At 66.3% G+C, this 23,152-nt stretch carries 22 protein-coding genes, 1 other RNA gene and 1 riboswitch; of the genes, 9 read left to right on the top strand and 14 right to left on the bottom strand.

The genetic code is table 11. The features are described from left to right. Positions 1-92: 92 nt before the first annotated feature. Positions 93-749, bottom strand: a complete 657-nt coding sequence (gene can, locus AC3QLZ_RS10935; protein ID WP_014235906.1) for a carbonate dehydratase — start codon at positions 747-749, stop codon at positions 93-95. Positions 750-912: 163 nt separating this feature from the next. Between can and AC3QLZ_RS10930 the strand changes: the two genes are divergently transcribed. Then, positions 913-1,245, top strand: coding sequence for a DUF1840 domain-containing protein (locus tag AC3QLZ_RS10930; protein ID WP_014235905.1), 333 nt, complete (start codon positions 913-915; stop codon positions 1,243-1,245). A gap of 9 nt (positions 1,246-1,254) precedes the next feature. On the opposite strand, the gene AC3QLZ_RS10925 is transcribed toward AC3QLZ_RS10930, so the two are convergent. From AC3QLZ_RS10925 to AC3QLZ_RS10915, 3 genes are all read right to left on the bottom strand, one after another. Next, a complete protein-coding gene (locus tag AC3QLZ_RS10925; RefSeq protein ID WP_014235904.1) occupies positions 1,255-1,632 on the bottom strand; it encodes a hypothetical protein in 378 nt (125 codons plus the stop codon). A gap of 76 nt (positions 1,633-1,708) precedes the next feature. Beyond that, complete coding sequence (locus AC3QLZ_RS10920) at positions 1,709-2,074, bottom strand: cupin domain-containing protein (RefSeq protein ID WP_014235903.1); 366 nt, start codon at positions 2,072-2,074, stop codon at positions 1,709-1,711. A 20-nt stretch (positions 2,075-2,094) separates the two neighbouring features. Continuing rightward, positions 2,095-3,933: a M61 family metallopeptidase gene (locus AC3QLZ_RS10915; RefSeq protein WP_014235902.1), complete on the bottom strand. Its 1,839-nt coding sequence runs from the start codon at positions 3,931-3,933 to the stop codon at positions 2,095-2,097. Here AC3QLZ_RS10915 and AC3QLZ_RS10910 point away from each other — a divergent pair. Continuing rightward, a complete protein-coding gene (locus tag AC3QLZ_RS10910; protein ID WP_238526327.1) occupies positions 3,932-4,726 on the top strand; it encodes an N-acetylmuramoyl-L-alanine amidase family protein in 795 nt (264 codons plus the stop codon). The two genes, AC3QLZ_RS10915 and AC3QLZ_RS10910, sit on opposite strands and share 2 nt — an antisense overlap. 22 nt (positions 4,727-4,748) lie before the next feature. On the opposite strand, the gene AC3QLZ_RS10905 is transcribed toward AC3QLZ_RS10910, so the two are convergent. Then, positions 4,749-5,237, bottom strand: a complete 489-nt coding sequence (locus tag AC3QLZ_RS10905; protein WP_014235900.1) for a hypothetical protein — start codon at positions 5,235-5,237, stop codon at positions 4,749-4,751. A 497-nt stretch (positions 5,238-5,734) separates the two neighbouring features. Between AC3QLZ_RS10905 and AC3QLZ_RS10900 the strand changes: the two genes are divergently transcribed. Together AC3QLZ_RS10900 and AC3QLZ_RS10895 are read left to right on the top strand one after the other, a co-directional pair. Then, positions 5,735-5,798, top strand: an RNA gene (locus tag AC3QLZ_RS10900) — hammerhead ribozyme type II. Between the two features lie 316 nt (positions 5,799-6,114). Beyond that, entirely contained in the window at positions 6,115-6,624 is a 510-nt protein-coding gene (locus AC3QLZ_RS10895) for a hypothetical protein (RefSeq protein ID WP_157870575.1), read from the top strand. Between the two features lie 399 nt (positions 6,625-7,023). Here the strand turns inward: AC3QLZ_RS10895 and murB are convergent, their stop codons facing one another. Then, positions 7,024-8,058 (bottom strand): UDP-N-acetylmuramate dehydrogenase, encoded by a 1,035-nt coding sequence (gene murB / locus AC3QLZ_RS10890; RefSeq protein ID WP_014235898.1) that lies wholly within the window; start codon positions 8,056-8,058, stop codon positions 7,024-7,026. Between the two features lie 116 nt (positions 8,059-8,174). Between murB and AC3QLZ_RS10885 the strand changes: the two genes are divergently transcribed. Both AC3QLZ_RS10885 and AC3QLZ_RS10880 read left to right on the top strand, forming a co-directional pair. Then, positions 8,175-9,194: a diguanylate cyclase domain-containing protein gene (locus AC3QLZ_RS10885; protein WP_043797701.1), complete on the top strand. Its 1,020-nt coding sequence runs from the start codon at positions 8,175-8,177 to the stop codon at positions 9,192-9,194. A gap of 256 nt (positions 9,195-9,450) precedes the next feature. Next, a complete protein-coding gene (locus AC3QLZ_RS10880; RefSeq protein ID WP_014235896.1) occupies positions 9,451-10,188 on the top strand; it encodes a 2-phosphosulfolactate phosphatase in 738 nt (245 codons plus the stop codon). Here AC3QLZ_RS10880 and AC3QLZ_RS10875 read toward each other — a convergent pair. Both AC3QLZ_RS10875 and AC3QLZ_RS10870 read right to left on the bottom strand, forming a co-directional pair. Beyond that, entirely contained in the window at positions 10,149-10,595 is a 447-nt protein-coding gene (locus AC3QLZ_RS10875) for a PACE efflux transporter (protein WP_014235895.1), read from the bottom strand. The two genes, AC3QLZ_RS10880 and AC3QLZ_RS10875, sit on opposite strands and share 40 nt — an antisense overlap. 10 nt (positions 10,596-10,605) lie before the next feature. Then, entirely contained in the window at positions 10,606-11,496 is an 891-nt protein-coding gene (locus tag AC3QLZ_RS10870) for a radical SAM protein (protein ID WP_014235894.1), read from the bottom strand. 117 nt (positions 11,497-11,613) lie between these two features. Between AC3QLZ_RS10870 and AC3QLZ_RS10865 the strand changes: the two genes are divergently transcribed. The 3 genes from AC3QLZ_RS10865 to AC3QLZ_RS10855 are packed head-to-tail and all read left to right on the top strand — an operon-like array spanning position 11,614 to position 13,869. Continuing rightward, the gene (locus tag AC3QLZ_RS10865; protein ID WP_014235893.1) at positions 11,614-12,174 is read left to right on the top strand and encodes a DOMON-like domain-containing protein; all 561 of its coding nucleotides are present in this window, start codon (positions 11,614-11,616) and stop codon (positions 12,172-12,174) included. Positions 12,175-12,182: 8 nt separating this feature from the next. Continuing rightward, the gene (locus AC3QLZ_RS10860; RefSeq protein ID WP_014235892.1) at positions 12,183-13,391 is read left to right on the top strand and encodes an exo-beta-N-acetylmuramidase NamZ family protein; all 1,209 of its coding nucleotides are present in this window, start codon (positions 12,183-12,185) and stop codon (positions 13,389-13,391) included. Positions 13,392-13,428: 37 nt separating this feature from the next. Further along, positions 13,429-13,869, top strand: coding sequence for a GNAT family N-acetyltransferase (locus AC3QLZ_RS10855; protein ID WP_197739013.1), 441 nt, complete (start codon positions 13,429-13,431; stop codon positions 13,867-13,869). Positions 13,870-13,960: 91 nt separating this feature from the next. Here the strand turns inward: AC3QLZ_RS10855 and argC are convergent, their stop codons facing one another. From argC to AC3QLZ_RS10825, 6 genes are all read right to left on the bottom strand, one after another. Further along, positions 13,961-14,920 (bottom strand): N-acetyl-gamma-glutamyl-phosphate reductase, encoded by a 960-nt coding sequence (argC, locus tag AC3QLZ_RS10850; RefSeq protein ID WP_014235890.1) that lies wholly within the window; start codon positions 14,918-14,920, stop codon positions 13,961-13,963. Between the two features lie 106 nt (positions 14,921-15,026). Beyond that, a complete protein-coding gene (locus AC3QLZ_RS10845) occupies positions 15,027-16,391 on the bottom strand; it encodes a ferredoxin reductase family protein (RefSeq protein ID WP_014235889.1) in 1,365 nt (454 codons plus the stop codon). Between the two features lie 161 nt (positions 16,392-16,552). Then, positions 16,553-17,290, bottom strand: a complete 738-nt coding sequence (phbB, locus tag AC3QLZ_RS10840) for an acetoacetyl-CoA reductase (RefSeq protein WP_014235888.1) — start codon at positions 17,288-17,290, stop codon at positions 16,553-16,555. Positions 17,291-17,576: 286 nt separating this feature from the next. Then, on the bottom strand, positions 17,577-21,257 hold the full coding sequence (metH, locus tag AC3QLZ_RS10835) for a methionine synthase (RefSeq protein WP_014235887.1): 3,681 nt from the start codon (positions 21,255-21,257) through the stop codon (positions 17,577-17,579). Between the two features lie 87 nt (positions 21,258-21,344). Further along, positions 21,345-21,426: riboswitch (S-adenosyl-L-homocysteine riboswitch) on the bottom strand. A gap of 80 nt (positions 21,427-21,506) precedes the next feature. Next, the gene (gene bamE / locus AC3QLZ_RS10830; protein WP_014235886.1) at positions 21,507-21,992 is read right to left on the bottom strand and encodes an outer membrane protein assembly factor BamE domain-containing protein; all 486 of its coding nucleotides are present in this window, start codon (positions 21,990-21,992) and stop codon (positions 21,507-21,509) included. Next, positions 21,989-23,152 carry a response regulator gene (locus AC3QLZ_RS10825; protein WP_014235885.1) on the bottom strand — a complete coding sequence of 388 codons (1,164 nt, stop codon included), beginning with the start codon at positions 23,150-23,152 and terminating at the stop codon, positions 21,989-21,991. The genes bamE and AC3QLZ_RS10825 overlap by 4 nt, the downstream gene beginning before the upstream one ends.

Here is a 23,152-nt window from a genome sequence, read left to right as displayed (position 1 = left end):
CTCAAAGGTGATGCACGCCGGCGGGACGCGGATGGGCGTCCGTTAACGTGAAAAAACCGCCCGTGTTGCGGGCGGCCTCTCCGCAAGTCAGATCAGGCCGGCGAGCCGATCTGGGCGATCGCAGCCTCGTAGGCCGCGTGGGTGTCCTGGTGTGAATTCACCGAAATGTTCATGTCGTTGGCCAGGCCGTCGGCCAGGCCGTAGACCCAGCCGTGCACCGTCAGGTCCTGGCCCCGGTCCCAGGCATCGCGGACCACGGTGGCATGGCAGACGTTGAGCACCTGTTCGATGACGTTGAGCTCGCACAGGCGGTCCAGGCGGACAGCCGGGTCGGCGATGGCATTGAGCATGGCCAGATGCTTCTGGCGCACGTCCTGGATGTGGCGCAGCCAGTTGTCCACCAGGCCGACGCGCAGGTTGTCCAGCACCGCCTTGACGCCGCCGCAGCCGTAGTGGCCCACCACCAGGATGTGCTTCACGTGCAGCACATCGACGGCGTACTGCAGCACCGAGAGGCAGTTCAGGTCGCTATGCACCACCACGTTGCCGATGTTGCGATGGACGAACACTTCCCCCGGTTGCAGGCCGGTGATCTGGTTGGCCGGGACCCGGGAATCGGAACAGCCGATCCACAGGTATTCGGGATTCTGTAATGTGGCGAGGCGGTCGAAGAATTCCGGATCTTCGGAACGAATGCGTTCCGACCATATCCGGTTCTGTTCGAAAAGGTGGTCAAGACTGGATGCCATGCATGGCCTTCCATTACATAATTATGAATAACGGCATTTTACCCCATGGCGCCGGGTAGGTCGAAGGTCGGGGGCGAAGGGCCGGGAGAGGGGTAGAATCGAGGCCTGCACCAGGGCGCCAAGCCCAGGCCCGGCGGGCCCTGCCGCCACAGGAGAGCACACCATGATCGTCAAGTTCCAGTCCGTCGCCACTGCCGACATCATCACTTTCGCCGACGTGGCCCGGGTCCTGCTGAAAATCCTCGGCAAGGAGCCCACCGCCCGGGGCGTCATCGTGCCCGAAGACATGACCGAGGCCCTGGCCCGCCTGGCGGCCCTCTGTCACAAGGAAGGGGAAAGCGCCGAGGCGGCGCCGGACAGCGGCGTCGGCGTCGAGGCCCACGAACTGGTGGCCCTCTCCCAGCGGGTGCAGCCCTTCATCCGCATGTTCGACCGGGCCCATCTGGCGGGCAAGCCGGTGACCTGGACGGCGGCCAAGGATTTCTACGAAGACTGAAGGCAGCCTTCAGCAGCTGCGCATGACGAAGACGATGGCCGCGGCGAAGGCCAGGGCCAGGATGCCGGCCACGGCGATGCGCCGCTGATTGTCCGGGGAGCGCTGCTGGCGTTGTGCTTCCACCAGGTTCACCACCTCGCCGATGAGCACCATGCCGCTCAGGGCCAGGCCGGCGGAGAGGTAGAAAAGGGTGACGATGGCGCCGTTTTCCGAGAGACGGCACAGGTAGCTGGGGTAGAACTGGGGCTTGGCCAGGGACAGGTAGCCGATGAACATGACCAGGCCGGCCGGCACCAGCACGGCCAGCAGCAATTTCCAGGCGTGCTTGCTGAAGAGCCAGCGCACGCCCAGGATCAGGTCGCCCCACAGTGCCTTGAGTACGGACAAATTCCGCCCTCCCCGTTTGCCATTGGCTCCATCATAAGAGGGGACGGCCTCAGCCGCCATGGGTATTTACCCCGCCTCAGCCGGCGGGCTGGTCCACCATCACGTAGCGCTTTTTCACCGCCTCGATCACCTTGAACACGCCGCTGAAGCCGGCGGGAATGATGGCCGCATCGCCGGGCCCGTATTCCCGTACCTCGCCGCTGTCGGCAATGAGCTGCAGCCGCCCTTCCAGCACCTGGAAGAACTCGTGGCGATGGGCGTGGAAGGCGATCTTCCAGGCCCCTGGCTCGCAGGCCCACACACCCATAGAAATGCCCTGCTGCTCATACAGCTCCCAGGTGGTGCGCCGGGGCGGCGTGCCGATACAGCGCTCCGGGGCGGGCTGGTCCAGGGTGGGCGCCGGCAGCGGGTCGGCGAAGTGGATGGCGCGGGGGGCAGTCATGGCGGGCTTCTCCATGGGGATCAGGCGCCGATCCAGCCCTGGCGCAGGGCCTGGGCGGCCCGGTCGGCCTTGGCCGTGAGGCTGAGCTTGGCCGTATCGGCGGCCGGGGCGGCCAGGGTCAGGCTGGCCTCGATCAGTTCGTCGCGGCGGAAGGCGTGCAGCTTCACCTGATCCCCCGCCCGGTGGCGCTTGAGGCGCTTCTCCAGGGCGGCGGGGGTGAGCTTGAGGCCGTCCCAGGCGATCAGCACATCGCCGGCCGAGAGGCCCGCCGCTTCCGCCGGACCGCCGTTGTACACGCTGGTCAGCTTCACTTCGCTACCCTCGCCGCCGGTCTTGGCACCGAGGACAGGCAGGCTGGAAGCCGCTTCCCAGGCCAGGGTGACGCCGAAGGGCTTCAGCAGCCGCTCCAGGGGCAGGTCGCCGGTGCCCGTCACCGCCTGCTTCAGCCAGCGGGCGGTGGCTGCACCGCCCACCTCGACCACGGCGGCGAAGACGCTGTTAGGCCCCTCCTCCGCCACGCCGACGCCAGTGCGGCCGTGGCGCTGCCACAGCAGCTGCATCACCTGGTCCAGGTTCGCCTTGCCGCCGCTCTCGGCCCGCAGCTTCAAATCCAGGGCCAGGGCGATGAGGGCGCCCTTGGCGTAATAGCTGACCACGGCGTTGGGGGCGTTTTCGTCCTGCCGGTAATACTTGGTCCAGGCGGTGAAGGAGGATTCGGCCACGCTCTGCAGGTGGCGCCCCGGGCCCTTCTTCACGGCGCTGGCGGTCTTGGCCAGCAGGTTGAGATAGGTGGCGCTGTCGATAGCGCCGCTGCGCACCAGGCAAAGATCGTCGTAATAGGAAGTGAAACCCTCGAAGGCCCACAGCAGGCGGGTGTAGGCCTCCTGGGTGAGGTCGTAGGGGACGAAGGCGGCGGGCTTGATGCGCTTCACGTTCCAGGTGTGGAAATACTCGTGGCTGCACAGGCCGAGGAAGGTGACGTAGGCCTCGGGCAGGGGGCCGCTGGCGGGTGTATTGCTGTTGGGCAGGTCGTCCCGGGAACAGAGCAGGGCCGTGGAGGCGCGATGCTCCAGGCCGCCGTAGCCGTCGCCCACCGCCATCACCAGGAAGACGTAGCGGTCCATGGGGGCCTTGCCGCCAAAGAGATCGATCTGCCATTCGCAGATGGGCTTGAGGTCGGCGGCCAGACGCTTCAGGTCCACGTCCGTGCGGCCGGTGACGGCGATGGCATGGGGCACGCCCCGGGCCTTGAATTCGATGAGGGCGAAAGTGCCCATTTCCACCGGATGGTCGATCAGTTCGTCGTAGTCGGCGGCCCGGTAGCGGCCGAAGCCGTAGAGGGCGGCGGCGCCCCGCATTTCTCCCTTTTCCCCTTTGGCCACGGGTAGGCTGGTGGCCACCCGCCAGGCGGCGTAGGCCTTGCCCTGGGGCTTCACCAGTTCCACCCGGCAGGGCCGGTCTTCCTGGCCCAGGGCGCAGAGAAAGACGCTGGTGCCGTTGAAAAAGCCGTGGCTGGCATCCAGATGGGCGCCCCGCACCGAAAGGTCCCAGGCGTAGACCTCCATGGTCACGCTCAAGGCGGTGCCGGCGGGCACCTTCTCCGCCTGCCAGGTGGCCTTGTCGATCTGGGTCAGGCCCACCGCCTTGCCGCCGGCACTGGCCTCGATGCGCACGATATTCTTGGCGAATTCCCGGATCATGTAGCTGCCGGGAATCCAGGTGGGCAGGGCAAAGCGTTGCCCCGCCGGGTCCGGGTCGGTTACGGTGCACGTCACCTGGAAGAGATGGGCCTCGGGCCGGAGCGGCACCAGGCGGTAATCGACGGACGGCAGTGTGACGGAAGGAGTTTTCTTGGCCATGGCAATCACGCAGAGTCAGAGTGAAGGGCGGCAGCGCCGGCCCTGGAGCATGGCCGCCATTCTAGCCTGCCTGCTGCTGACCGCCCTCGCCCCCCTCCCGGCCCGGGCCGCCGGCACCGTGGCGGTGGACGTGGGCCACGGCCTGTGGGACTCCGGCGCCATCAGCGCCCGGGGCGCCACCGAATTCGACTTCAACCTCAACCTGGCCCGGGTGCTGCGGCCGGTGCTGGAAGCCCGGGGTCTCACGGTGCAGCCGGTGAACTTCGACGGCGAAATCGAAAGCCTGCAGGCCCGGGTGGATGCCGCCGCCGGCAGCGACTTCCTGCTCTCCATCCATCACGACTCGGTCTCGTCCTTCAAGCTCACCGCCTGGAACTGGATGGGCGAAGACCTGGACTTCGCCGACGAGGACCGGGGTTTCGCCCTCTTCATCTCCCACCGCAATCCCCGGCTGGAAGAAAGCCTGGCCTGCGCCTCCGCCATGGGGCGGGCGCTGCGGGCCCGGGGCTTCATCCCCGCCACCCACCACGGCACCACCGCCGCCGGCACGCCCCGGCCCTGGGCGGACGAGGAGAACGGGGTTCGCTTCTATGACACGCTGTTCGTCATCTCCCACGGAGCGATGCCGTCGGTGCTGTTTGAGGCGGGGGTGTTGAAGCATCGGGATGAGGAACTGGCCCTGCGGGACCGGAGCCGCCAGCAGGCCATGGCGCAAGGCCTGGCGGAGGGGCTGGCGGTGTGCCTGGGGGAACCCCTGAAAGCAGAGGGCCAGTTGCCTGGCCCCCGGAACTAAGCGGCGGGAAGGCCCGCCCGCTTTAGCAGGTGCTGCCGTTGTTGCGGCAGTCGGCGGCAGCCTGCTGCTGCAACTGCTGTTGCTGCTTTTCTTGGGCCCGGTCCACGGAGACGGACTTGCCCATTTCCACCGGCAGGGTGGTGGGATAGTCGTAGCCGGTGCCCTTGTTGTGGTCGATGATGGCGCCGATGCCGCCGCCGAAGACGATGTTGCCCCACATGGAGCCGGCGGCGCGGGAAACGGCGGTAAGCAGGCCGTCCACCAGGCCTTCCTTCTTGCACACCACGTTCAGGTTTTCGCCGCTCTTGCGCACGTCCACCTGGCCCGGGGCCTTGGCGGTCCAGGTGCCCTTGTCGTTGCTGAGGGAGCAGTCCGCGTCGGGGACCGGCTTGCCTTCGTAGGAAGCGGTCACGGAAACGCGCTGGTTTTCGGATTGGGTAATGGTGGAACAGCCGGTGGTCAGGCTGACTGCAGCGACAGCGACCAGCAATGCAACTTGCTTGTTTTTCATTTTCTCGCCCTGTGATGATGTGATGACGCGCCGGGATGGCGCATCAAGGCCGGTTGAGCCGGGCGGGATAGTAGGGATTGTTGGATGTCATGTACATATGACGAAGGTGATGTTTGGCGGTGGTAGAGGGGGCGGGCTCTCTGGTGATTCGGGCGTGGAATGAGGTTTGACCGCTGGGTTCCGCGCCGCCGCGCGTGTTCCTTTTCTTGCTTCCCCAAGAAAAGGAACCAAAAGAAGGGGAACCCTCACCCCCGGCCCTGCGGGCTCCCCTGCGCTGCTCAGTCGAGCGGGGCGGCTGCGGAACTCGCCCCCTGCGGGGGCTCAAACAGTCCTCGCCGACGTCCCCCCGCCCGCCTTGCGCTGCTCGGCGGGGGTGGAAGGGGAAGAGGGCAATGCCTTCCACGTAGCTTATGTATTGGAGCGTTCCTCCTAGGGTGAATTAGTGCTGTGAATGACCTGCGTATAATTCAGCCCAGTTGAATAATTGTTCGATTAACAGCCGAAACGTACTCGGTACGTCTCTCAGGGGTGGCCTCTTGAGACTGATGATGGCAGGCCTGGTTTATGTTGTTATTGGCCCGACCAGTTTTGGGTTGGGGTTTGTAATTTCGGAAATCATTGCTTTGTTGTCTGCAGTCAGAAAGGAGGGTTTGCTTATGCTCAAGAAGGTTGTAAGTGAGGTTATGGCATATGCGAAATGCGTCAAAGGTCGTGTTGTCACGTCTTGGGAGGCCCACCTCCCTTCCAGGCATAGCCTGCTGATGAGCTTGTGCAATCCAAGCGAAAAGGAAACCTGAGAAATAGCTAATTGTTCGGTCAAGTATTTACTCCGCTTGCAAGCAGGCTATGTACCTTTCCCTTTTTGAACGCACATAAGATGAGCGAAGAACATTTCGATGTGATCTCTGGAATGTTTGCTGAGAGGGTTAGCAACCCTTTGGCTTGGTTTAAGCATTCGAGGTCATTGCTGGCCGCAGCAAGGTCTACGCGAGAACGTGCCTCAGTATTGATTGATCCTTGGGAAAAAATCGACCTTGAGCACGTTGCCACAATGCTTTACGGGTTTTGTATAGAAAATCTCTTCAAGGCTATATGGACTCTTAGAAAATTCGGCCCCCCGTATCGAGACGAGTGGAGTCCTGTTGCTGCATTCCCTGTAGAGCTAAAGACACATGATCTTGTCAGACTGGCAAAGCTAATTGATGAAGATCTTTTTGAAAAATACGAATTGTCTCTATCGCTACTTTCAGAGGCGGCCACATGGAGTGGAAGATATCCGTGCTCATTGAAAGGCGATGAGGGTTCCATTTTCCGTATGCCGCAAGTCAGTGATGATGCGGAAGCTATCTTTAAGCAGTACAGCAGACCGTTTACTACCATAAGCTGAAGGTACGAAATGGTTGTGCGCTTCCGATATATGGTTACTACGCGGTGTCCTAGGGTGTCATATCAAATGACTTGGTCGGAGAGTTTGTAGGCCAGTGACTTTAAGCGTTGGGGGCATCACCCCGTCCGCCCTGTGCGGCGCCGAGCAACGGAGCTTCTGGCGGGAAAAGGGCGAGCACTGTTTGAGGGCCTTTAGGCCCGAGTTGCGCAGCCCCCGCCGGAAGCGAGTAGCGCAGGGAACCCCGAAGGGGCGCCAAACCGGGCGCGCCTTCTTTTGGTTACATTTTCTTGGCAAGACAAGAAAAGTAACCCGCGCGTCAGGCGCGGAACCCAGCCGTAAAACACCCCATCACGCTTGAAGCGAAGCCCTACCTTCCGAAGCGAAGGCCCCAAACCAACCTCAGAGAAAAATCGGCTCCGGCGTCAGCCCGACGCCAAACTTCTCCCGCACACTGGCCTGCACGGCCCCCATTACCGCCCCCACATCCGCCCCCGTGGCGCCGCCACGATTCACCAGCACCAGCGCCTGCTTCTCATACATCCCCGCCGGCCCCAGATTCCTCCCCTTCCACCCCGCCTGCTCGATCAGCCAGCCGGCGGCCAGCTTCACCCGGCCGTCGTGCTGGGGGTACTGGGGCAGGGTCGGGTACTCGGCCGCCAGCCGGGCGGCGATGGCGGCGTCCACCACCGGGTTGTGGAAGAAGCTGCCGGCGTTGGGCATCTGGGCCGGGTCCGGCAGCTTGCGCTGGCGGATGGCGATGATGGCGTCCGACACCTGCAGCGCCGTGGGGGCGGCGATGCCGGCTGCGGCCAGTTCCTTGGCCACGTCCGCATAGCGGGTCACCGCCTGCCAGCGCTTCTCCAGGCGGAAGGTGACGTGGGTGATGGCGTAGCGGCCGTCTAGGTGCCAGCCCTCCTGCTTGAAGAGGCTGTCCCGGTAGCCGAAGCGCAGCTGGTGGCGGTCGAAGCGCACCGCTGCGCCGGTGGTCAGGTCCACCGCTTCCAGGTGGTGGAAGCGTTCACCCACTTCCAGGCCGTAGGCGCCGATGTTCTGGATCGGCGCGGCGCCGACGGTGCCGGGGATGAGGGAGAGATTCTCCAGGCCTGGGTAGCCGGCTGTCAGGGTCCAGCGCACGAAGTCGTGCCAGTTTTCGCCGGCACCGGCGCGGATGTACCAGGCTTCGTCGTCTTCCGCCGCCAGCTCCCGGCCGGGGATGGCCAGGCGCAGCACCAGGCCGGGGAAGTCGCCGTTGAGCACCAGATTGCTGCCACCGCCAAGAATAAAGCGGGGCTTGCCTTGCAGGGCAGGCACGGCGGAGAGGGCCGCCAGTTGTGCCGTTGCGGTGATGGTGCCGAGGAAGGCGGCGCGTCCCGGCAGGGCCAGGGTGTTGAGGGCTTGCAGGTCGGCGTCGGCTTGCAGGAAGGTGGGCAGCATGGCGTGGCGTCAGGTCGGGCGGAGGGTTGGGTGCCGGGAGAAGGGCGCAAGGCGCCATTCTACGCCTTCGTTTTCAGGCATCATTGGCTCTGACGATCTCCTCAATGACACTGCCCATGGACCCAGAACGACAGCGCCTGATTCGCTCCCTGTTTGATGAATACATCGAGATGTACGCCACCCGGGATGACCGGCTGACCTCCCGCTTCAGCGAAAACTTCAGCGGCTATACCGGTGGCGGTGATTTCCTGGTGAAGGACAAGGCCGAATGGGTTCGGATCACCCGCCAGGACTTTGCCCAGGTTGCCGAACCCCTGCGCATCGAAATGCTGGATCTGTCGCTGCAGGACATCAGTGCCGACGTGGTCCTGGTCACGGCCTTCTTCCATATCCACCTGCCGCTGCCCGACCATATCCTGTCCCGGGAGACGGCCCGGCTGGTGCTGCTGTTCAAGCAGGAAAACGGCGCCTGGATGATCGCCCACAGCGGCATTTCCATTCCCTATCACCTGGTCCGGGACGGGGAGGTGTATCCCCTCCAGGGCCTGCACGAGCGCAACCGGGAGCTCGAAGCCCTGGTGGAGGAGCGCACCCGGGCCCTGGAAGAGGCCAATTCCAAGCTGGAGGCCTTGAGCTATACGGACGGGCTGACGGGCATCGCCAACCGCCGGGCTTTCGACCGGACCCTGGTGCAGGAGTGGAGCCGGGCCCAGCGCAGCGCCGCTCCCCTGGCGCTGATCATGCTCGATGTGGACCTCTTCAAGCATTTCAACGACCACTACGGTCACCTGGAGGGGGACGCCTGCCTGCAGGCCCTGGCCGGGGTGCTCACCCGGGCGGGGCGGCGGGCCAGCGATCTGGTGGCGCGTTATGGCGGGGAGGAGTTTGTCGTGCTGCTGCCGAATACCTCCGCCCCCGAGGCCCAGGAGATCGCCCGCAACATCCAGCAGGCGATCTGGGCCCTGGCCCTGCCCCATGAGGCAACCGCTCCCCGCATCGTCACCGTCAGCCTTGGCATTGCCAGCGTGGTGCCGAGCCGGGAGGCGCATGCCGAAACCCTGGTGCACCAGGCCGACGAGGCCCTCTACGGGGCAAAAAGAGCCGGGCGCAACCGCCTGCAACTGGCGGCCGTCTGAGTGGGGCGCTAGCCGGTGTTCCCCGGTAGAGCAACGGCAGGGGCGGCATCGGCTGACTTCCCTCGCCGCAGCGCTGCTGCCGGCCCAGGCCACTCCGCTCCGCTGGTCGGCTACCGGCGGGCCAGCGGATAGACCTCTTCCGTGTCGTGGCCGCCGTTCCCCGGGGCAGCGATGGGGCGCCGCATCTGAAGCCCGGCGACGTCCGGAAAGGCCCCGGATTCCGCGCCCTGCCCGGCTTTGCTAGCATGGGGGCACCATGCCCCCGCCCCTTGTCGAACGCCGCTACCTGAACCGACTCAGTGCCGCCCCCGAACCCACCGGGGCGGTGGTGGTGATCGACGTGCTGCGCTCCTTTTCCACCGCCGCCTGGGCCATCCATCGGGGCGCCCGGGAGCTGTACCCGGTGGCCGCCCCCGGCGACGGCCTGCTGCTGTTGCAGCATCTGCCCCAGGCCCTGCTGGTGGGGGCGGTGGGCGGCGGCGCTCCCATTCCCGGCTACCACTACGGCAATTCCCCCAGCGCGGTGCAGGGGGCGGAGCTGCAGGGGCGCACCCTGATCCACTGCACGGCCGCCGGGGTGCGGGGCCTCAGCCGCTACCGGACGGCACCCCTGCTCTTCGGCGCGGCCCTGCTCAATGCCCGGGCCACGGCGGCGGTGATCCTGGCCGCGGGCGTGCCCCGGGTGACCCTGGTCATCACCGGCGAATGGACGGACCGGGACGGCGACGAGGACGTGGCCTGCGCCGATTACCTGGAAGCCCTGCTGCAGGGCGGCGATCCTTCCCCGGAGCCCTTCTCCGAGCGGGTGCGGCAGTCGGACTTCGGCCGCCGCTTCGCCGCCGGCGACCAGCCCCACCTGCCCCCCGCCGACCTGGACCTGTGCGCCGAGGCCAACCGCTTCGACTTCGCCCTGCAGGCCCTGCCCTCGCCCCTGGGGCTGCGGCTGGTGGCGGTCTACGCTGGCGGCGGGACGATGGGAAAGAGCCGGTCATAGGCCAGGTTGAAGACGAAGGCGTAGGCGGTATACACCAGGGCCAGGCCCAGGTCCGCCACCAGGGCGGCCCACCAGGAAAGGCCGGTCCACAGCACGATCACCGGCAGGGTGAGCAGCAGCAGGCCGCCCTCGAAGCACAGGGCGTGCAGGATGCGGCCGCGCCAGCCGCGCTGGTCGGCCCGGGTGCCGAAGTGGTGGGCCTGCAGCCAGTCCACCGCGGTGTTGTAGCCGCCGTTCCACAGGGCAGCCATGAGGGACAGCACGGCCAGCAGGCCCAGGGCGCTTTCCATGGACTGGCCCGAGACCCAGGCAAAGCCCGGGGTGATGAGCAGCAGGCCGAGCAGTTCGAAGAGGGCCACCTGGCGGAGCCGGTCCTTGAAGCTGCGCAGGGGCACGCCATGGCTCATGGCGTCTGCCTCACAGGCCCCGGGCCCAGGCGGGCCGCAGGGGGGCGTGGGCCGGGTCGGCCAAGGCGGCGCGCACCTGGGCCAGCAGCTTGTCCTGGTCCGTGGGCAGGTTGCCCTTCAGCACCAGCCAGTTGGAGGCGTGGTCGCTGCGGAAGACGGTGCGCTTCAGTTGCAGCAGGGAGAGGAAGCGCTCCATCTCGCGAAACAGGCCCAACTGGTCGAGAGGTTCCCACTCCGGGTAGTCGGCGCGGAAGCGCTCTTCCCCCATGGGAAAGCTGACCACCAGGGTGGAAAGGAATTCGGGCTCGGTGGCGTTGGCCAGGCGGGCGGAGTTTTCCGCGTGCTGCTGCCAGTGGGCGTGGCCCCCCAGGCCGTTGAGGATCATCACCGAGCGGCTGATGCCGGCCTCCCCCAGTTTCTCCAGGGCCTCCCGGGTGCTGTCGAAGGTCTCGCCTTTTTTCACCTTCTCCAGCACCAGGTCGTCACCGGATTCGGCGCCGACATAGGCCATGGAGAGGCCGGCCTCCTTGAGGGCTTTGATCTCGTCCACGGATTTCTTGCGCAGGTTGCGCGGCAGGCAGTAGCTGGACACCCGCCGCACCGCCGGCAGGTGGCTGCGGATGGCTTCCAGGTAGGCCAGGAGGCGCCGGGTGGGCAGCACTAGGGCGTCGCCGTCGGCCAGGAAGACCCGCCGCACCTGGCTGCCGTACTGGGCGCCGACGCGGCGGATGCTTTCCAGCACCTCGTCCTCCTCCCGGGCGCGGAAGCGCTTCTGGGGGGCGGTGTACATCTCGCAGAAGGTGCACTGGTTCCAGGAGCAGCCGTCGGTGATGGGCAGGATCAGGGATTCGGCCTCGCTGGGCGGGCGGAACACGGGTTCGACGTAGCGGATCGGGAGCATGGGCCAAATTGTAAGGCCCTTCGCCGGCCTCGCGGCATCCGGGGCGGCCCGGGCTGGGCTAAACTTCGCCCCTGCTTGCCCATTTTCCCCATGCCCGGCGCCTTCCCTCTTTTGCCCATGACCTCCTTGCCCGCCAACCGCGCCCTGACGCCCCATCCCGAGCATCCGGCTCCTGCCGTGGCCGGTATTGCGGTGGCCGTGGCCGCCCATGGCAGCGGCGGCCTGCAACTGGACTACCACCTGAGCGGCGATCTGGCCGCCCTGCGCCTGCCCTCCCCCGCCGCACCGGTGGCGCCCGACCGGCTGTGGGCCCACACCTGTTTCGAGGTCTTCCTCCGCCGGGGCGGCGAGGCGTATCGGGAGTACAACTTCTCCCCCTCCGGCCAGTGGGCCGGTTACGCCTTCGCTGCCTACCGCCAGCGCCTGGAAAATGTCACCCTGCCGGCCCCCCATCTGGAGTGGCAGGTGGCTGAGGGCAGCCTGAGCCTCCGCGTTGCCTTGCCCGCCGAAGCCCTGCCTGCCGGCGACGGCGAGCTGCATCTGGCCCTGACCACCGTGGTGGAGCAGGCCGACGGCGCCCTCTCCTATTGGGCCCTGGCCCACCCCGCCGGCAAAGCCGACTTTCACCACCGGGACGGATTCGCGCTTGCCGTTCCCCTCGCCCTGCCCGACCTGTAGGACATCCCATGATCCAGTTTGGCCTCGACCGCCTGCTCGCCGACCCCGCCCTGCGCCGCCCCCTGGCGGGCAGGCGGGTCGCCCTCCTCGCCCATCCGGCTTCCGTCACCCGGGACCTGACCCATTCCCTGGATGCCCTGGCCGCCCTGCCCGACCTCGAGCTTTCCGCCGCCTTCGGCCCCCAGCACGGCCTGCGCGGCGACAAGCAGGACAACATGGTGGAATCCCCGGACTACGTGGACCCCCTGCACGGCATTCCCGTCTTCAGCCTCTACGGCGAAGTGCGCCGGCCCACGGACGGCATGATGGACAGCTTCGACGTGCTGCTGGTGGACCTGCAGGACCTGGGCTGTCGCATCTACACCTTCATCACCACCCTGCGCTACGTGCTGGAAGCGGCGGCCAAGCACGGCAAGAGCGTCTGGGTGCTGGACCGTCCCAACCCCGCCGGCCGCCCGGTGGAAGGCTTCTTGCTGCGCCAGGGCTGGGAGAGCTTCGTCGGCGCCGGCCCCCTGCCCATGCGCCACGGCCTGACCATGGGTGAGCTGGCCCGCTGGTTCGTCGCCAGCCTCAAGCTGGACGTGGATTGCCAGGTCATCACCATGGCCGGCTGGCAGCCCGAAACCGGCCCCGGCTACGGCTGGGCCCTGGGCGAGCGCAGCTGGGTTAACCCCAGCCCCAACGCCCCCAATCTCTCCATGGCCCGGGCCTACGCCGGCACGGTGATGCTGGAAGGCACGACGCTGTCCGAAGGCCGGGGCACTACCCGCCCCCTGGAACTCTTCGGCGCCCCGGACATCGACGCCCGGGCGATCATCGCCGAGATGCGCGCCCTGGCCCCTCAGTGGCTCAAGGGCTGCGTGCTGCGGGAATGCTGGTTCGAGCCCACCTTCCACAAGCACGCCGGCAAGCTGTGCCACGGCGTGCAGATCCACGTGGAAGACCCGGCCCACTACGACCACGCCGCCTTCCAGCCCTGGCGCCTGCAGACCCTGGCCTTCAAGGCCCTGCGCCGCCTGCAGCCCGACTACCCGATCTGGCGCGACTTCCCCTACGAATACGAACGGGACCGCCTGGCCATCGACCTCATCAACGGCAGCCCCCTGCTGCGGGAATGGGTGGACGACCCCGCCGCCACCCCGGCCGATTTCGACGCCCTGGTGCGGCCGGACGAGGTGGCGTGGGCGGCGGAACGGGCCCCCTTCCTGCTCTACTGACATGGTACATATTCGCTCCGTGATTCCCGGAGAAGAATTGGAATTACTTGCTGTCTTTCGTAGGTCAGTACATGACCTGGCGGCCCGGGATTACACGGCGGTCCAGCTTGACGCATGGGCGCCGCTTACGACCGATGCTGACTACGACGCTCAGTGGATAGCACGCATCCAGGCTAATCGGCCTTACGTTGCTGAGATTGAGGGGGCGCCGGTGGGCTTTGCCGACCTGCAGCCCTCGGGATACATAGACCAGTTTTTTGTCGACGGGGACTGTGCCGGCCAAGGGGTTGGTGGGCGGTTGATGCGCCACCTGCTCAATACAGCCCGGACTCAGGGGTTACGGCATCTCCATTCCCACGTCAGCCTGACGGCCCAGCCGTTCTTTCGCCATTTTGGTTTCGTGGTGGAGCAAGTCCAGTACCCGGTGGTTCGGGGTGTGGCCCTGGAGAATGCGGTGATGTCCCGACTAGTAGGGTGACGGAAATTTAGCCCAAGGGCTGGGCAGCATGAAAACAAAAGGCCGAAGTGGTAATTCCGCTTCGGCCTTTTGTGCAATTGGATTGGCGACGTTATACGGCCAGTCCCGTCGCCTCATCCACCCCCAGCATCAGGTTCATGCACTGGATGGCGGCGCCGGAGGCGCCCTTACCCAGGTTGTCGAAGCGGGAGGCCACCAGGATCTGCTCGCCGTGGCCGAAGACGAAAATCTCGGCCCGGTTGGTGTCGTTGCAGGCGGTGGCGGGCAGGAAGCCGTTGTCCAGCACCGGGGCGGCATCCAGGGGCATCACCTTCACGAACACTTCGCCGGCGTAGTACTCGCTGTAGAAGGCCTGCAGGTCGGCCGGGGTGACCTTCTTGCCGAGCATCCGGGGCAGCAGGGGCACCGCCACCACCATGCCCTGGGCGAAGTTGCCGACGATGGGGGTGAACAGGGGCTGATGCGCCAGGCCGGTCTGCATCTGCATTTCCGGCAGGTGCTTGTGGGTGAGGCCGAGGGCGTAGAAGCGCGGGCTCTTCATGGCGTCCGGCAGGCTGGCGGGCTCTTCGTAGCTGGCGATCATTTCCTTGCCGCCGCCGCTGTAGCCGGTGATGGAGTAGGTGCTGACCGGGTAGTCCTTGGGCACGATGCCGCCGGCCACCAGGGGGGCCATGAGCATGATGAAGCCGCTGGCGTGGCAGCCGGGCACGGCCACCTTCTGGGCCTTGGCGACGCGCTCGCGCTGGCCGCCGTTGAGTTCGGGCAGGCCGTACACCCAGTCCGGGTTGGTGCGGTGGGCGGTGGAGGCGTCGAGGAAGCGAGTCCTGGTGTTGCCCGGGGCCAGCAGGGCCACGGATTCCCGGGAGGCGGCATCGGGCAGGCAGAGGAAGACCACGTCGGCGCTGTTGATGTACTCGGCCTTGACCGCCGGGTCCTTGCGCTTGTCCTCGGGGATGGTGAGGATTTCGATTTCCGGGCGGATGGAGAGCCGCTCGTCGATCTTGAGACCGGTGGTGCCGTGGCGGCCGTCGATGAATACCTTGAAAGTCATGGCGAATTCCGTGTGCGTGCGCAGTGTGCTGAGGATCAAACCGCTATTGTAGGCGGGCTGGAAGGCTTTTTGATGACCAATTCCCTTCCGCCCGCCCTTCGGGGCCTCAGCGCATTTGGAACAGTTCCTGGTGGAAGCGTTCCGTCGCCATGCCCTGGGCCTGGAAATCCTGCCGCAGGGCCTGGCCGAAGGCGGGCGGGCCGCAGAACCACAGGCTGGCCTGGCGCCAGTCGGGCACGGCCTGGCGGATGCGTTCCCCATCCAGCAGGCCGTCCCGGGGGCTCACCAGCAGGTGCAGATGCACCCCCGCGGCGGCGGCATCGGCCCGCAGCTTGGCGATGGCAGCCTCCGAGTATTCCGCCGTGGGGTGGAACAGGTGGATGCTCTGCTGCCCGGGCCGGGCGGCCAGCTGCTTCATGCGGGCGATGAAGGGAGTGATGCCGATGCCGGCGCCGATCCAGATCTGCAGGGGCTGCCGGTCGTTGAAGTCGAAGCAGCCGTAGGGACCTTCGACGACCACGCCGGCGCCCACCTTGAGCTTTTCCCGGAGGCGGCTGGTGTGGTCGCCCAGGGCCTTGGTGATGAAGACGATGCGCCGGTTTTCCGGCTCCCAGGCCGAGGCGATGGTGTAGGGATGGGCGCCCTCCCCCTGGTCCGAGGTGGCGAAGGCGAACTGGCCGGCGGTGTGGCCGGCCCAGCCGGGCTCCAGTTGGATCGCCGTTTCCAGCACCTGCAGTTCCGGGTAGTAGGTGAGGCTTTCGATGCGTCCCGCAACCTTGCGCCCGGCGCCGACCCGGCGGGACAGCACCAGCCAGGCCGCCACCGTGCCGCCGAGCAGCAGCAGGGCCAGGGCCCAGCCCACCGGCTGGCTCCAGTATTCGGCCTTGAACAGGATCAGGGCGTGGTACACCAGCAGCAGGTAGAGGGCTGCCAGCCATTTGTGGGTCTGCACGAAGCGGTGGTAGGGGAAGCGCTTGACCAGGGCCAGCACCAGCAGCACCACGGCGGCGTAGAAGGCCCATTCGCCGATGTTCTCCGCCAGGCCCCGCTGGCTGCGCAGCCATTCGGCCAGGGTGTCCGCGCCCATGCCGGGGCCGCCAGGGCCGCCGGGACCACCCGGGCCGGCGCCCTTGCGCGCCGGCTTGACCAGCCAGCCCCAGCCCACCATCCACTTGGTGCCCTGGGCCCACCACCAGTGGATGAGGCCCAGCACCAGGGTGCTGATGCCCAGCCATTTGTGCAGGCGGTACATCTTGTCCAGGCCGTTGAGGCGGGGCTCCAGCCATTTGGGCCGGGCCGCCAGGATCATGGCCAGGCTCATGGCGCCCATGAGCAGGAGGCCGGTGTACTGGACGAAGACGCCGCGAAAGGAAAAGTAGGTGAAGGGGGAAGGCAGCAGGCTGTCGGCCAGCAGCCAGAGGGCGGACAGGCCCAGGAACAGGCCCCACAGGGTGAGCTTGATGTTTTTCATGACGATCTCGAGCGGCTTTGTTTCTTGATATGAAACCACCATGAGCCGGGGGCGTCCATGCCGTATCCGGTAAATTCAGGTAACAACTTATTGCCGGGCGAAAAAAAAACCGGCCTGCCCCCGGAGGGACGGACCGGCCTTGGGCCGCAACGATGCCGGCCTTAGCCCATGTGCAGGCCGCCGTTCACCGAGAAGTCGGCGCCGGTGGCGTAGCCGCCCTCGTCGGAAGCCAGCCAGGCCACCATGGAGGCGATCTCGGACGGTTCGCCCAGGCGCTTCACCGGCACCGTGGCGACGATCTTCTCCAGCACCTCGGGGCGGATGGCGCGGACCATGTCGGTGCCGATGTAGCCGGGGCTGACGGTGTTAACCGTGACGCCCTTGCCCGCCACCTCCTGGGCCAGGGCCATGGTGAAACCGTGGATGCCGGCCTTGGCGGTGGAGTAGTTAACCTGGCCGAACTGGCCCTTCTGGCCGTTCACCGAGGAGATGTTGATGATGCGGCCGAAATTGGCCTCGATCATGTCCTCGATGACCTGCTTGGTGACGTTGAACAGGCTGTCCAGGTTGGTGGACAGCACCGCATCCCAGTCGGCCTTGCTCATCTTGCGGAACTGGCCGTCCTTGGTGATGCCGGCGTTGTTCACCAGCACCGCCACCGGGCCGTGTTCGGCCTTGACCTTGGCGAAGGCCTCCACCGTGGAATCCCAGTCGCCCACATTGCCGGCGCTGGCGTAGAAGGTGTAGCCCAGGGCTTTCTGTTCCTCCAGCCACTGCTTGTAGTCCCGGGTGGGGCCGCAGCCGGCGACGACCTTGAAACCGTCCTTGTGCAGGCGCTGGCAGATGGCGGTGCCGATGCCGCCCATTCCCCCCGTGACGTATGCCAGTTTTTGATTCATTGGAACCTCCTCGTTATTTTTGGTTGGAGTCCGGGAGGCTTGTTAAAGGAATGTGCGCTGCCCCCGGCAATCTGGCCCGGCGGCACCCCATGGGGAGACGCCATGGCGATTTCATTATGGCACCAAGAAAATGCCCGTGGTCTGGCGGTGCAGCAAAAGCAGAACGGCCCGCCGGGAAGGGCGGGCCGCGCTGGGAAGGGGGTGGTCCGGGAGGCAGAAAAGACGGGCTTCCCGGCCATGCCATGCCGGAGAGTGGCGTCCCTCCTGCCCCTGGGGGCAGGTGCCGTTACAGGTTGGGCGCCAGCCAGCGCTTGGCCTGCTCCAGGGTGAAGCCGGCCCGGCTGGCCCAGTCTTCCAGCTGGTCCTGGCCGATCTTCTGGATGGCGAAGTACTGGGCCTGGGGGTGGGCCAGGAAGAAGCCGGAAACGGCGGCAGCCGGCGTCATGGCGTAGCTCTCGGTGAGGCCCATGCCGATGTTGGCTTCCGGCTGCAGCAGCTGGAACAGGCCGCCTTTGGCGGTGTGGTCGGGACAGGCCGGGTAGCCGGGGGCCGGGCGGATACCGCGGTACTCTTCCTTGATCAGCTGCTCGTTGGAGAGCTGCTCGTCGGCGGCATAACCCCAGTCCTCCTTGCGCACCTTCTGGTGCAGCCACTCGGCGCAGGCTTCGGCCAGGCGGTCGGCCAGGGACTTGAGCATGATGGATTTGTAGTCGTCGTGGGCCGCCTCGAATTCCGCCAGCTTCTGCTCGATGCCCAGGCCGGCGGTGACGGCGAAGGCGCCGGCATAGTCGGCGATGCCGCTTTCCTTGGGCGCCACGTAGTCGGAGAGGCACAGGTTGGCCTTGTCCTCGGGCCGCTTGTGCTGCTGGCGGATGCCGTGCCAGGTCAGCACCGGCGCGCTGCGCTGCTCGTCGGCGTAGAAGACGATGTCGTCGCCGACGGCATTGGCCGGCCACAGGCCGAAGACGGCACCGGCCCGGAGCCACTTCTCCTCGATGATCTGCTTGAGCATGGCCTGGGCGTCGGCATAGACGCCCCGGGCGGTCTCGCCCACCACCGCATCGTCGAGGATGGCGGGGAAGCGGCCGGCCAGGTCCCAGGTCTGGAAGAAGGGGCCCCAGTCGATGTACTTGGCCAGGGTGGCCAGGTCGATGTCCTGCAGCACCTGCAGGCCCAGCTTCTGCGGCACCGTCGGCACCAGGGTGGCATCCCAGGGCAGGCGGTTGGCCCGGGCTTCGGCCAGGGTCACCATGGCGCTGCCCTTCTTGCCGGCGTGCTGCTGGCGGATGTTGGCGTAGTCGGCGGCCACCTCGGCGGCGTAGCTCTCCCGCTGGCCTTCCGAGAGCAGGCTGGTGACCACGCCCACGGCCCGGGAGGCATCCGGCACATAGACCACCGGTGCCTGGTAGTTGGGGGCGATCTTGATGGCGGTGTGGGCCCGGCTGGTGGTGGCGCCGCCGATGAGCAGGGGCACGTTGAAGCCCTGGCGCTGCATTTCGGAAGCGACGTGGCTCATTTCCTCCAGGGAAGGCGTGATCAGGCCGGAGAGGCCAATGGCCTGGGCGCCGTGTTCCTTGGCGGCGTGCAGGATTTTCTCGGTGGGCACCATCACCCCCAGGTCCACCACGTCGTAGCCGTTGCAGCCCAGCACCACGCCGACGATGTTCTTGCCGATGTCGTGCACGTCGCCCTTGACCGTGGCGATGACGATCTTGCCCTTGGAGGAGGCGCCGGTGCGGGCCTTCTCTTCCTCGATGTAGGGAATGAGGTGGGCCACGGCCTGCTTCATCACCCGGGCGGACTTCACCACCTGGGGCAGGAACATCTTGCCGGCGCCGAAGAGGTCGCCCACGGTGTTCATGCCGTTCATCAGGGGGCCTTCGATGACGGCCAGGGGCGGCTTGCCGGCGGCAGCCAGGGCGGCCCGCACTTCCTCGGTGTCGGCCACCACGAATTCGGTGATGCCCTTGACCAGGGCGTGTTCCAGGCGCTTTTCCACCGGCAGGGTGCGCCAGGTGAGGTCCGGCCCCGTGTCCTTGGCCTTGCCTTCCTTCACCGTCTGGGCGAACTCCACCAATGCTTCGCCGGCGCCGGGGTGGCGGTTCAGCACCACGTCTTCCACCTTCTGCCGCAGTTCCGGTTCCAGGTCGTCGTACACGCCGAGCATGCCGGCGTTGACGATGCCCATGGTCATGCCGGCCTGGATGGCGTGGTAGAGGAAGACGGTGTGGATGGCTTCCCGCACCGGGTCGTTGCCGCGGAAGGAGAAGGAGACGTTGGAGACGCCGCCGGAAATCTGGGCGTGGGGCAGGTTTTCACGAATCCAGCGGGTGGCGTTGATGAAGTCCACCGCGTAGTTGTCGTGCTCCTCGATACCCGTGGCGATGGCGAAGATGTTGGGGTCGAAGATGATGTCCTGGGCCGGGAAACCGATACCGACCAGCAGGTCGTAGGCCCGCTTGCAGATCTCGGTCTTGCGCGCGTAGGTGTCGGCCTGGCCCTTCTCGTCGAAGGCCATGACGATGACGGCGGCACCGTAGCGGCGGGCCAGCTTGGCCTGCTCCAGGAACTTGGCCTCCCCTTCCTTCATGGAAATGGAGTTCACGATGCCCTTGCCCTGGATGCATTTGAGGCCGGTCTCGATCACCTCCCACTTGGAGGAGTCGAGCATGATGGGCACCCGGGAAATATCCGGCTCCGAGGCGATCAGCTTGAGGAACTTCTCCATGGCGGCCACGGAATCCAGCATGGCCTCGTCCATGTTGATGTCGATGACCTGGGCACCGTTTTCCACCTGCTGTCGGGCCACGGCCAGGGCGTCGTCGTAGCGCCCTTCCAGGATCATGCGGGCGAAGGCCTTGGAGCCGGTGACGTTGGTGCGCTCGCCCACGTTCACATAGAGGCTGTCGGGGCCGACGTTGAAGGGTTCCAGGCCGGAGAGGCGCAGCTGGGGCTCGATCGCCGGAATGGCCCGGGGGGCGATGCCGGCCACCATCTTGGCGATGGCGGCGATGTGGTCCGGCGAGGTGCCGCAGCAGCCGCCGACGATGTTCACGAAGCCGTGCCTGGCCCAGTCGGCGATTTCCTCGGCCAGCTGCTCCGGGGTCTCGTCGTAGCCGCCGAAGGCGTTGGGCAGGCCGGCGTTGGGGTGGGCGGAGACGAAGCAGTCGCACACCCGGGACAGCTCCTCCACGTACTGGCGCAGTTCCTTGGCGCCGAGGGCACAGTTGAGGCCGAAGGAGAGGGGCCTGATGTGGTTCAGCGAGTTCCAGAAGGCCTCGGCGGTCTGGCCCGAGAGGGTGCGGCCGGAGGCGTCGGTGATGGTGCCGGAGATCATCACCGGCCAGCGGCGGCCCACCTTGTCGAAGAAGGTCTCGATGGCGAACAGGGCGGCCTTGGCATTCAGCGTGTCGAACACCGTCTCCACCAGCAGGATGTCGGCGCCGCCGTCGGTGAGGCCGCGGATGGCTTCCAGGTAGTTTTCCACCAGCTCGTCGAAGGTGACGTTGCGGTAGCCGGGATCGTTCACGTCCGGAGAGATGGAGGCGGTGCGGCTGGTGGGGCCGAGCACCCCGGCGACGAAGCGGGGCTTGGCCGGGTTCTTTGCCGTGAATTCGTCGCACACTTCCCGGGCCAGCCTGGCGCCGGCCACGTTCAGTTCGTAGACGATGGCTTCCAGCTTGTAGTCAGCCTGGGACACCTTGGTGGCGTTGAAGGTGTTGGTTTCCAGGATATCGGCGCCGGCCGCCAGGTATTCGGCGTGGATGCCGCGGATGACCTCGGGGCGGGTCAGCAGCAGCAGGTCGTTGTTGCCCTTCAGGTCGTGGGCGTGGTCGGCGAAGCGGGTCCCGCGGTAGTCCTTCTCGGTCAGCCCGTGGCGCTGGATCATGGTGCCCATGGCGCCGTCCAGGATCAGGAGGCGCTGCTGGAGAAGGGCGGAGAGTTCGGAGCTGCGGTCGGGCTGCATGGATTACCTCGGCGTTTCAGTATTCACCGGCCGGGCGCCGCCACTTTGCATGCTGGAAAAGCAAACGGCGCCACAAACCATTTCGGGGGTTTGCGAGCGCCGTTGATCGTTGCCGAGCCTGGCCCGGAGTCCGGAAAAAACCGGTCGGGTCGCAGCGCTCCTCGGCAGGGTCGCAAGTTTACTTTTTGCGGCCCCCGCTGCCAAGCAAAACTTGATAAAAAACAGGGGGCTCCGTGCCGATCGGCGACTTCAGGCCTTCGCTTCCACCCGCCGGGAGGTGCCGCTGACCCGGCCGTCTGCACCGAAGTGCACGTGGAAGTGGGTTTCGTCGCTGGCGGGGATGCCGGCGATGCGCCAGTCCCACACGGTTTCCGGCTTCAGGGGAAAGTGGTTGATGCTGCCCGGCCGGCCCAGGATGCGCCGCACCTGCTCCTGGCTCATGCCCTTTTCGATGCGGGCGAAGTTGGCCTCGGTCAGCACCTGTTCCACCGAGCGCAGGATGCGGTCGGGGCCCAGGGTGATCATGTAGGTGTCCACCCCGGCCGGGCCCCGGGGATATTCCCAGGTCAGGCTGCCGTCCGCGTTGTGCCATTCCATGGCGGGGGTGCCGAAGCGGTCCCGCACTTCCAGGTCGGTGGAGGTGCCGGGCTTCAGGTCCTGCAGGGCCAGGTAGTCGCAGCCCGCCAGGGAGAGGCCCAAAAGCAGGGCCAGGACGGCCAGGGGACGGCCCTTCACGGGGCGGCCTCGGTGAATTGCAGGCGCACCCGCTCCGCCTCCAGCTGGGCGTCGCCTTCGGTGTCGGCGAAGGTGGCGGCGATGCTGCGGAAATCCTCGGCCACCTGGAGGAAGGCGTCCACCATGTCCGGATCGAAGTGCTTGCCGCGCCCTTCGCTGATGATCTGCACCGCCTGCTCATGGGGGAAGGGGGGCTTGTACACCCGGCGGCTGATGAGGGCGTCGTAGACGTCGGCCACCGCCATGAGCCTGGCCGCCACCGGAATCTCGTCGCCCCGCAGGCCCAGGGGGTAGCCGCTGCCGTCCCATTTCTCCTGGTGCGCATAGGCGATGTCCCGGGCGAAGCGGAGGAAGGTGTTGGGCGAGTTGAGCCGCACTTCGGCGTGGAGGATGGCGTCCCGGCCCAGGGTGGTGTGGGTCTTCATGATCTCGAACTCTTCCGGGGTCAGCTTGCCCGGCTTGAGCAGGATGCGGTCGGGAATGCCCACCTTGCCGATGTCGTGCAGGGGTGCGGACTTGTACAGCAGCTCGATGTTGGCGTCGCTGAGGAAGGCGGCGAAGCGGGGATGGCCCTGCAGCTGCCGGGCCAGGATACGCACGTAGTTCTGGGTGCGACGGATGTGGTTGCCGGTTTCGTTGTCCCGGGTTTCCGCCAGGGAGGCCATGGCCATGATGGTCACGTCCTGGATCATGGAGACCTCCTGGGTGCGGCGCTGCACCTCGCTCTCCAGGTAGGCGTTCTGGTCCTTGAGGAAATCCTTGGCGGCTTTCAGAGTGAGGTGGGTGTGCACCCGGGCGAGGAGGATGGGCGGGCTTACCGGCTTGGTGATGTAGTCCACCGCGCCCAGCTCGAAGCCCTGGCGCTCGTCCTCGATCTGGCTGCGGGCGGTGAGGAAGATGAAAGGAATGTCCCGGGTGGCCGGGTCCGCCCGCAGGCGCCGGGCCACTTCCAGGCCATCCATGTCCGGCATCATGATGTCGAGCAGGATCAGGTCCGGCGGCGGCGTGCCGGCGGCCACCCGCAGGGCCCGCTCGCCGTTGTTGGCCACCTTGATGGCGTAGCGGTCCTGCAGCAGCTCGGCCATCAGGGTCAGGTTGTCCGGGGTATCGTCCACCACCAGGATCACGGGCCGGGTCGTGAAGTCCAGATTGAGGCTCAT

The organism is Azospira sp. MPR-LB4 (assembly GCF_058809525.1).
This window is presented reverse-complemented; position numbering and strand designations above follow the sequence as displayed.

What these genes read in the sequence shown, in the direction of transcription:
- can (WP_014235906.1), bottom strand. Translation starts at nt 749, where the DNA reads ATGGCATCCAGTCTTGACCACCTTTTCGAACAGAACCGGATATGGTCG.
- AC3QLZ_RS10930 (WP_014235905.1), top strand. Translation starts at nt 913, where the DNA reads ATGATCGTCAAGTTCCAGTCCGTCGCCACTGCCGACATCATCACTTTC.
- AC3QLZ_RS10920 (WP_014235903.1), bottom strand. Translation starts at nt 2,074, where the DNA reads ATGACTGCCCCCCGCGCCATCCACTTCGCCGACCCGCTGCCGGCGCCC.
- AC3QLZ_RS10910 (WP_238526327.1), top strand. Translation starts at nt 3,932, where the DNA reads ATGGCAATCACGCAGAGTCAGAGTGAAGGGCGGCAGCGCCGGCCCTGG.
- AC3QLZ_RS10915 (WP_014235902.1), bottom strand. Translation starts at nt 3,933, where the DNA reads ATGGCCAAGAAAACTCCTTCCGTCACACTGCCGTCCGTCGATTACCGC.
- AC3QLZ_RS10905 (WP_014235900.1), bottom strand. Translation starts at nt 5,237, where the DNA reads ATGAAAAACAAGCAAGTTGCATTGCTGGTCGCTGTCGCTGCAGTCAGC.
- AC3QLZ_RS10895 (WP_157870575.1), top strand. Translation starts at nt 6,115, where the DNA reads ATGAGCGAAGAACATTTCGATGTGATCTCTGGAATGTTTGCTGAGAGG.
- murB (WP_014235898.1), bottom strand. Translation starts at nt 8,058, where the DNA reads ATGCTGCCCACCTTCCTGCAAGCCGACGCCGACCTGCAAGCCCTCAAC.
- AC3QLZ_RS10885 (WP_043797701.1), top strand. Translation starts at nt 8,175, where the DNA reads ATGGACCCAGAACGACAGCGCCTGATTCGCTCCCTGTTTGATGAATAC.
- AC3QLZ_RS10880 (WP_014235896.1), top strand. Translation starts at nt 9,451, where the DNA reads ATGCCCCCGCCCCTTGTCGAACGCCGCTACCTGAACCGACTCAGTGCC.
- AC3QLZ_RS10875 (WP_014235895.1), bottom strand. Translation starts at nt 10,595, where the DNA reads ATGAGCCATGGCGTGCCCCTGCGCAGCTTCAAGGACCGGCTCCGCCAG.
- AC3QLZ_RS10870 (WP_014235894.1), bottom strand. Translation starts at nt 11,496, where the DNA reads ATGCTCCCGATCCGCTACGTCGAACCCGTGTTCCGCCCGCCCAGCGAG.
- AC3QLZ_RS10865 (WP_014235893.1), top strand. Translation starts at nt 11,614, where the DNA reads ATGACCTCCTTGCCCGCCAACCGCGCCCTGACGCCCCATCCCGAGCAT.
- AC3QLZ_RS10860 (WP_014235892.1), top strand. Translation starts at nt 12,183, where the DNA reads ATGATCCAGTTTGGCCTCGACCGCCTGCTCGCCGACCCCGCCCTGCGC.
- argC (WP_014235890.1), bottom strand. Translation starts at nt 14,920, where the DNA reads ATGACTTTCAAGGTATTCATCGACGGCCGCCACGGCACCACCGGTCTC.
- AC3QLZ_RS10845 (WP_014235889.1), bottom strand. Translation starts at nt 16,391, where the DNA reads ATGAAAAACATCAAGCTCACCCTGTGGGGCCTGTTCCTGGGCCTGTCC.
- phbB (WP_014235888.1), bottom strand. Translation starts at nt 17,290, where the DNA reads ATGAATCAAAAACTGGCATACGTCACGGGGGGAATGGGCGGCATCGGC.
- metH (WP_014235887.1), bottom strand. Translation starts at nt 21,257, where the DNA reads ATGCAGCCCGACCGCAGCTCCGAACTCTCCGCCCTTCTCCAGCAGCGC.
- AC3QLZ_RS10825 (WP_014235885.1), bottom strand. Translation starts at nt 23,152, where the DNA reads ATGAGCCTCAATCTGGACTTCACGACCCGGCCCGTGATCCTGGTGGTG.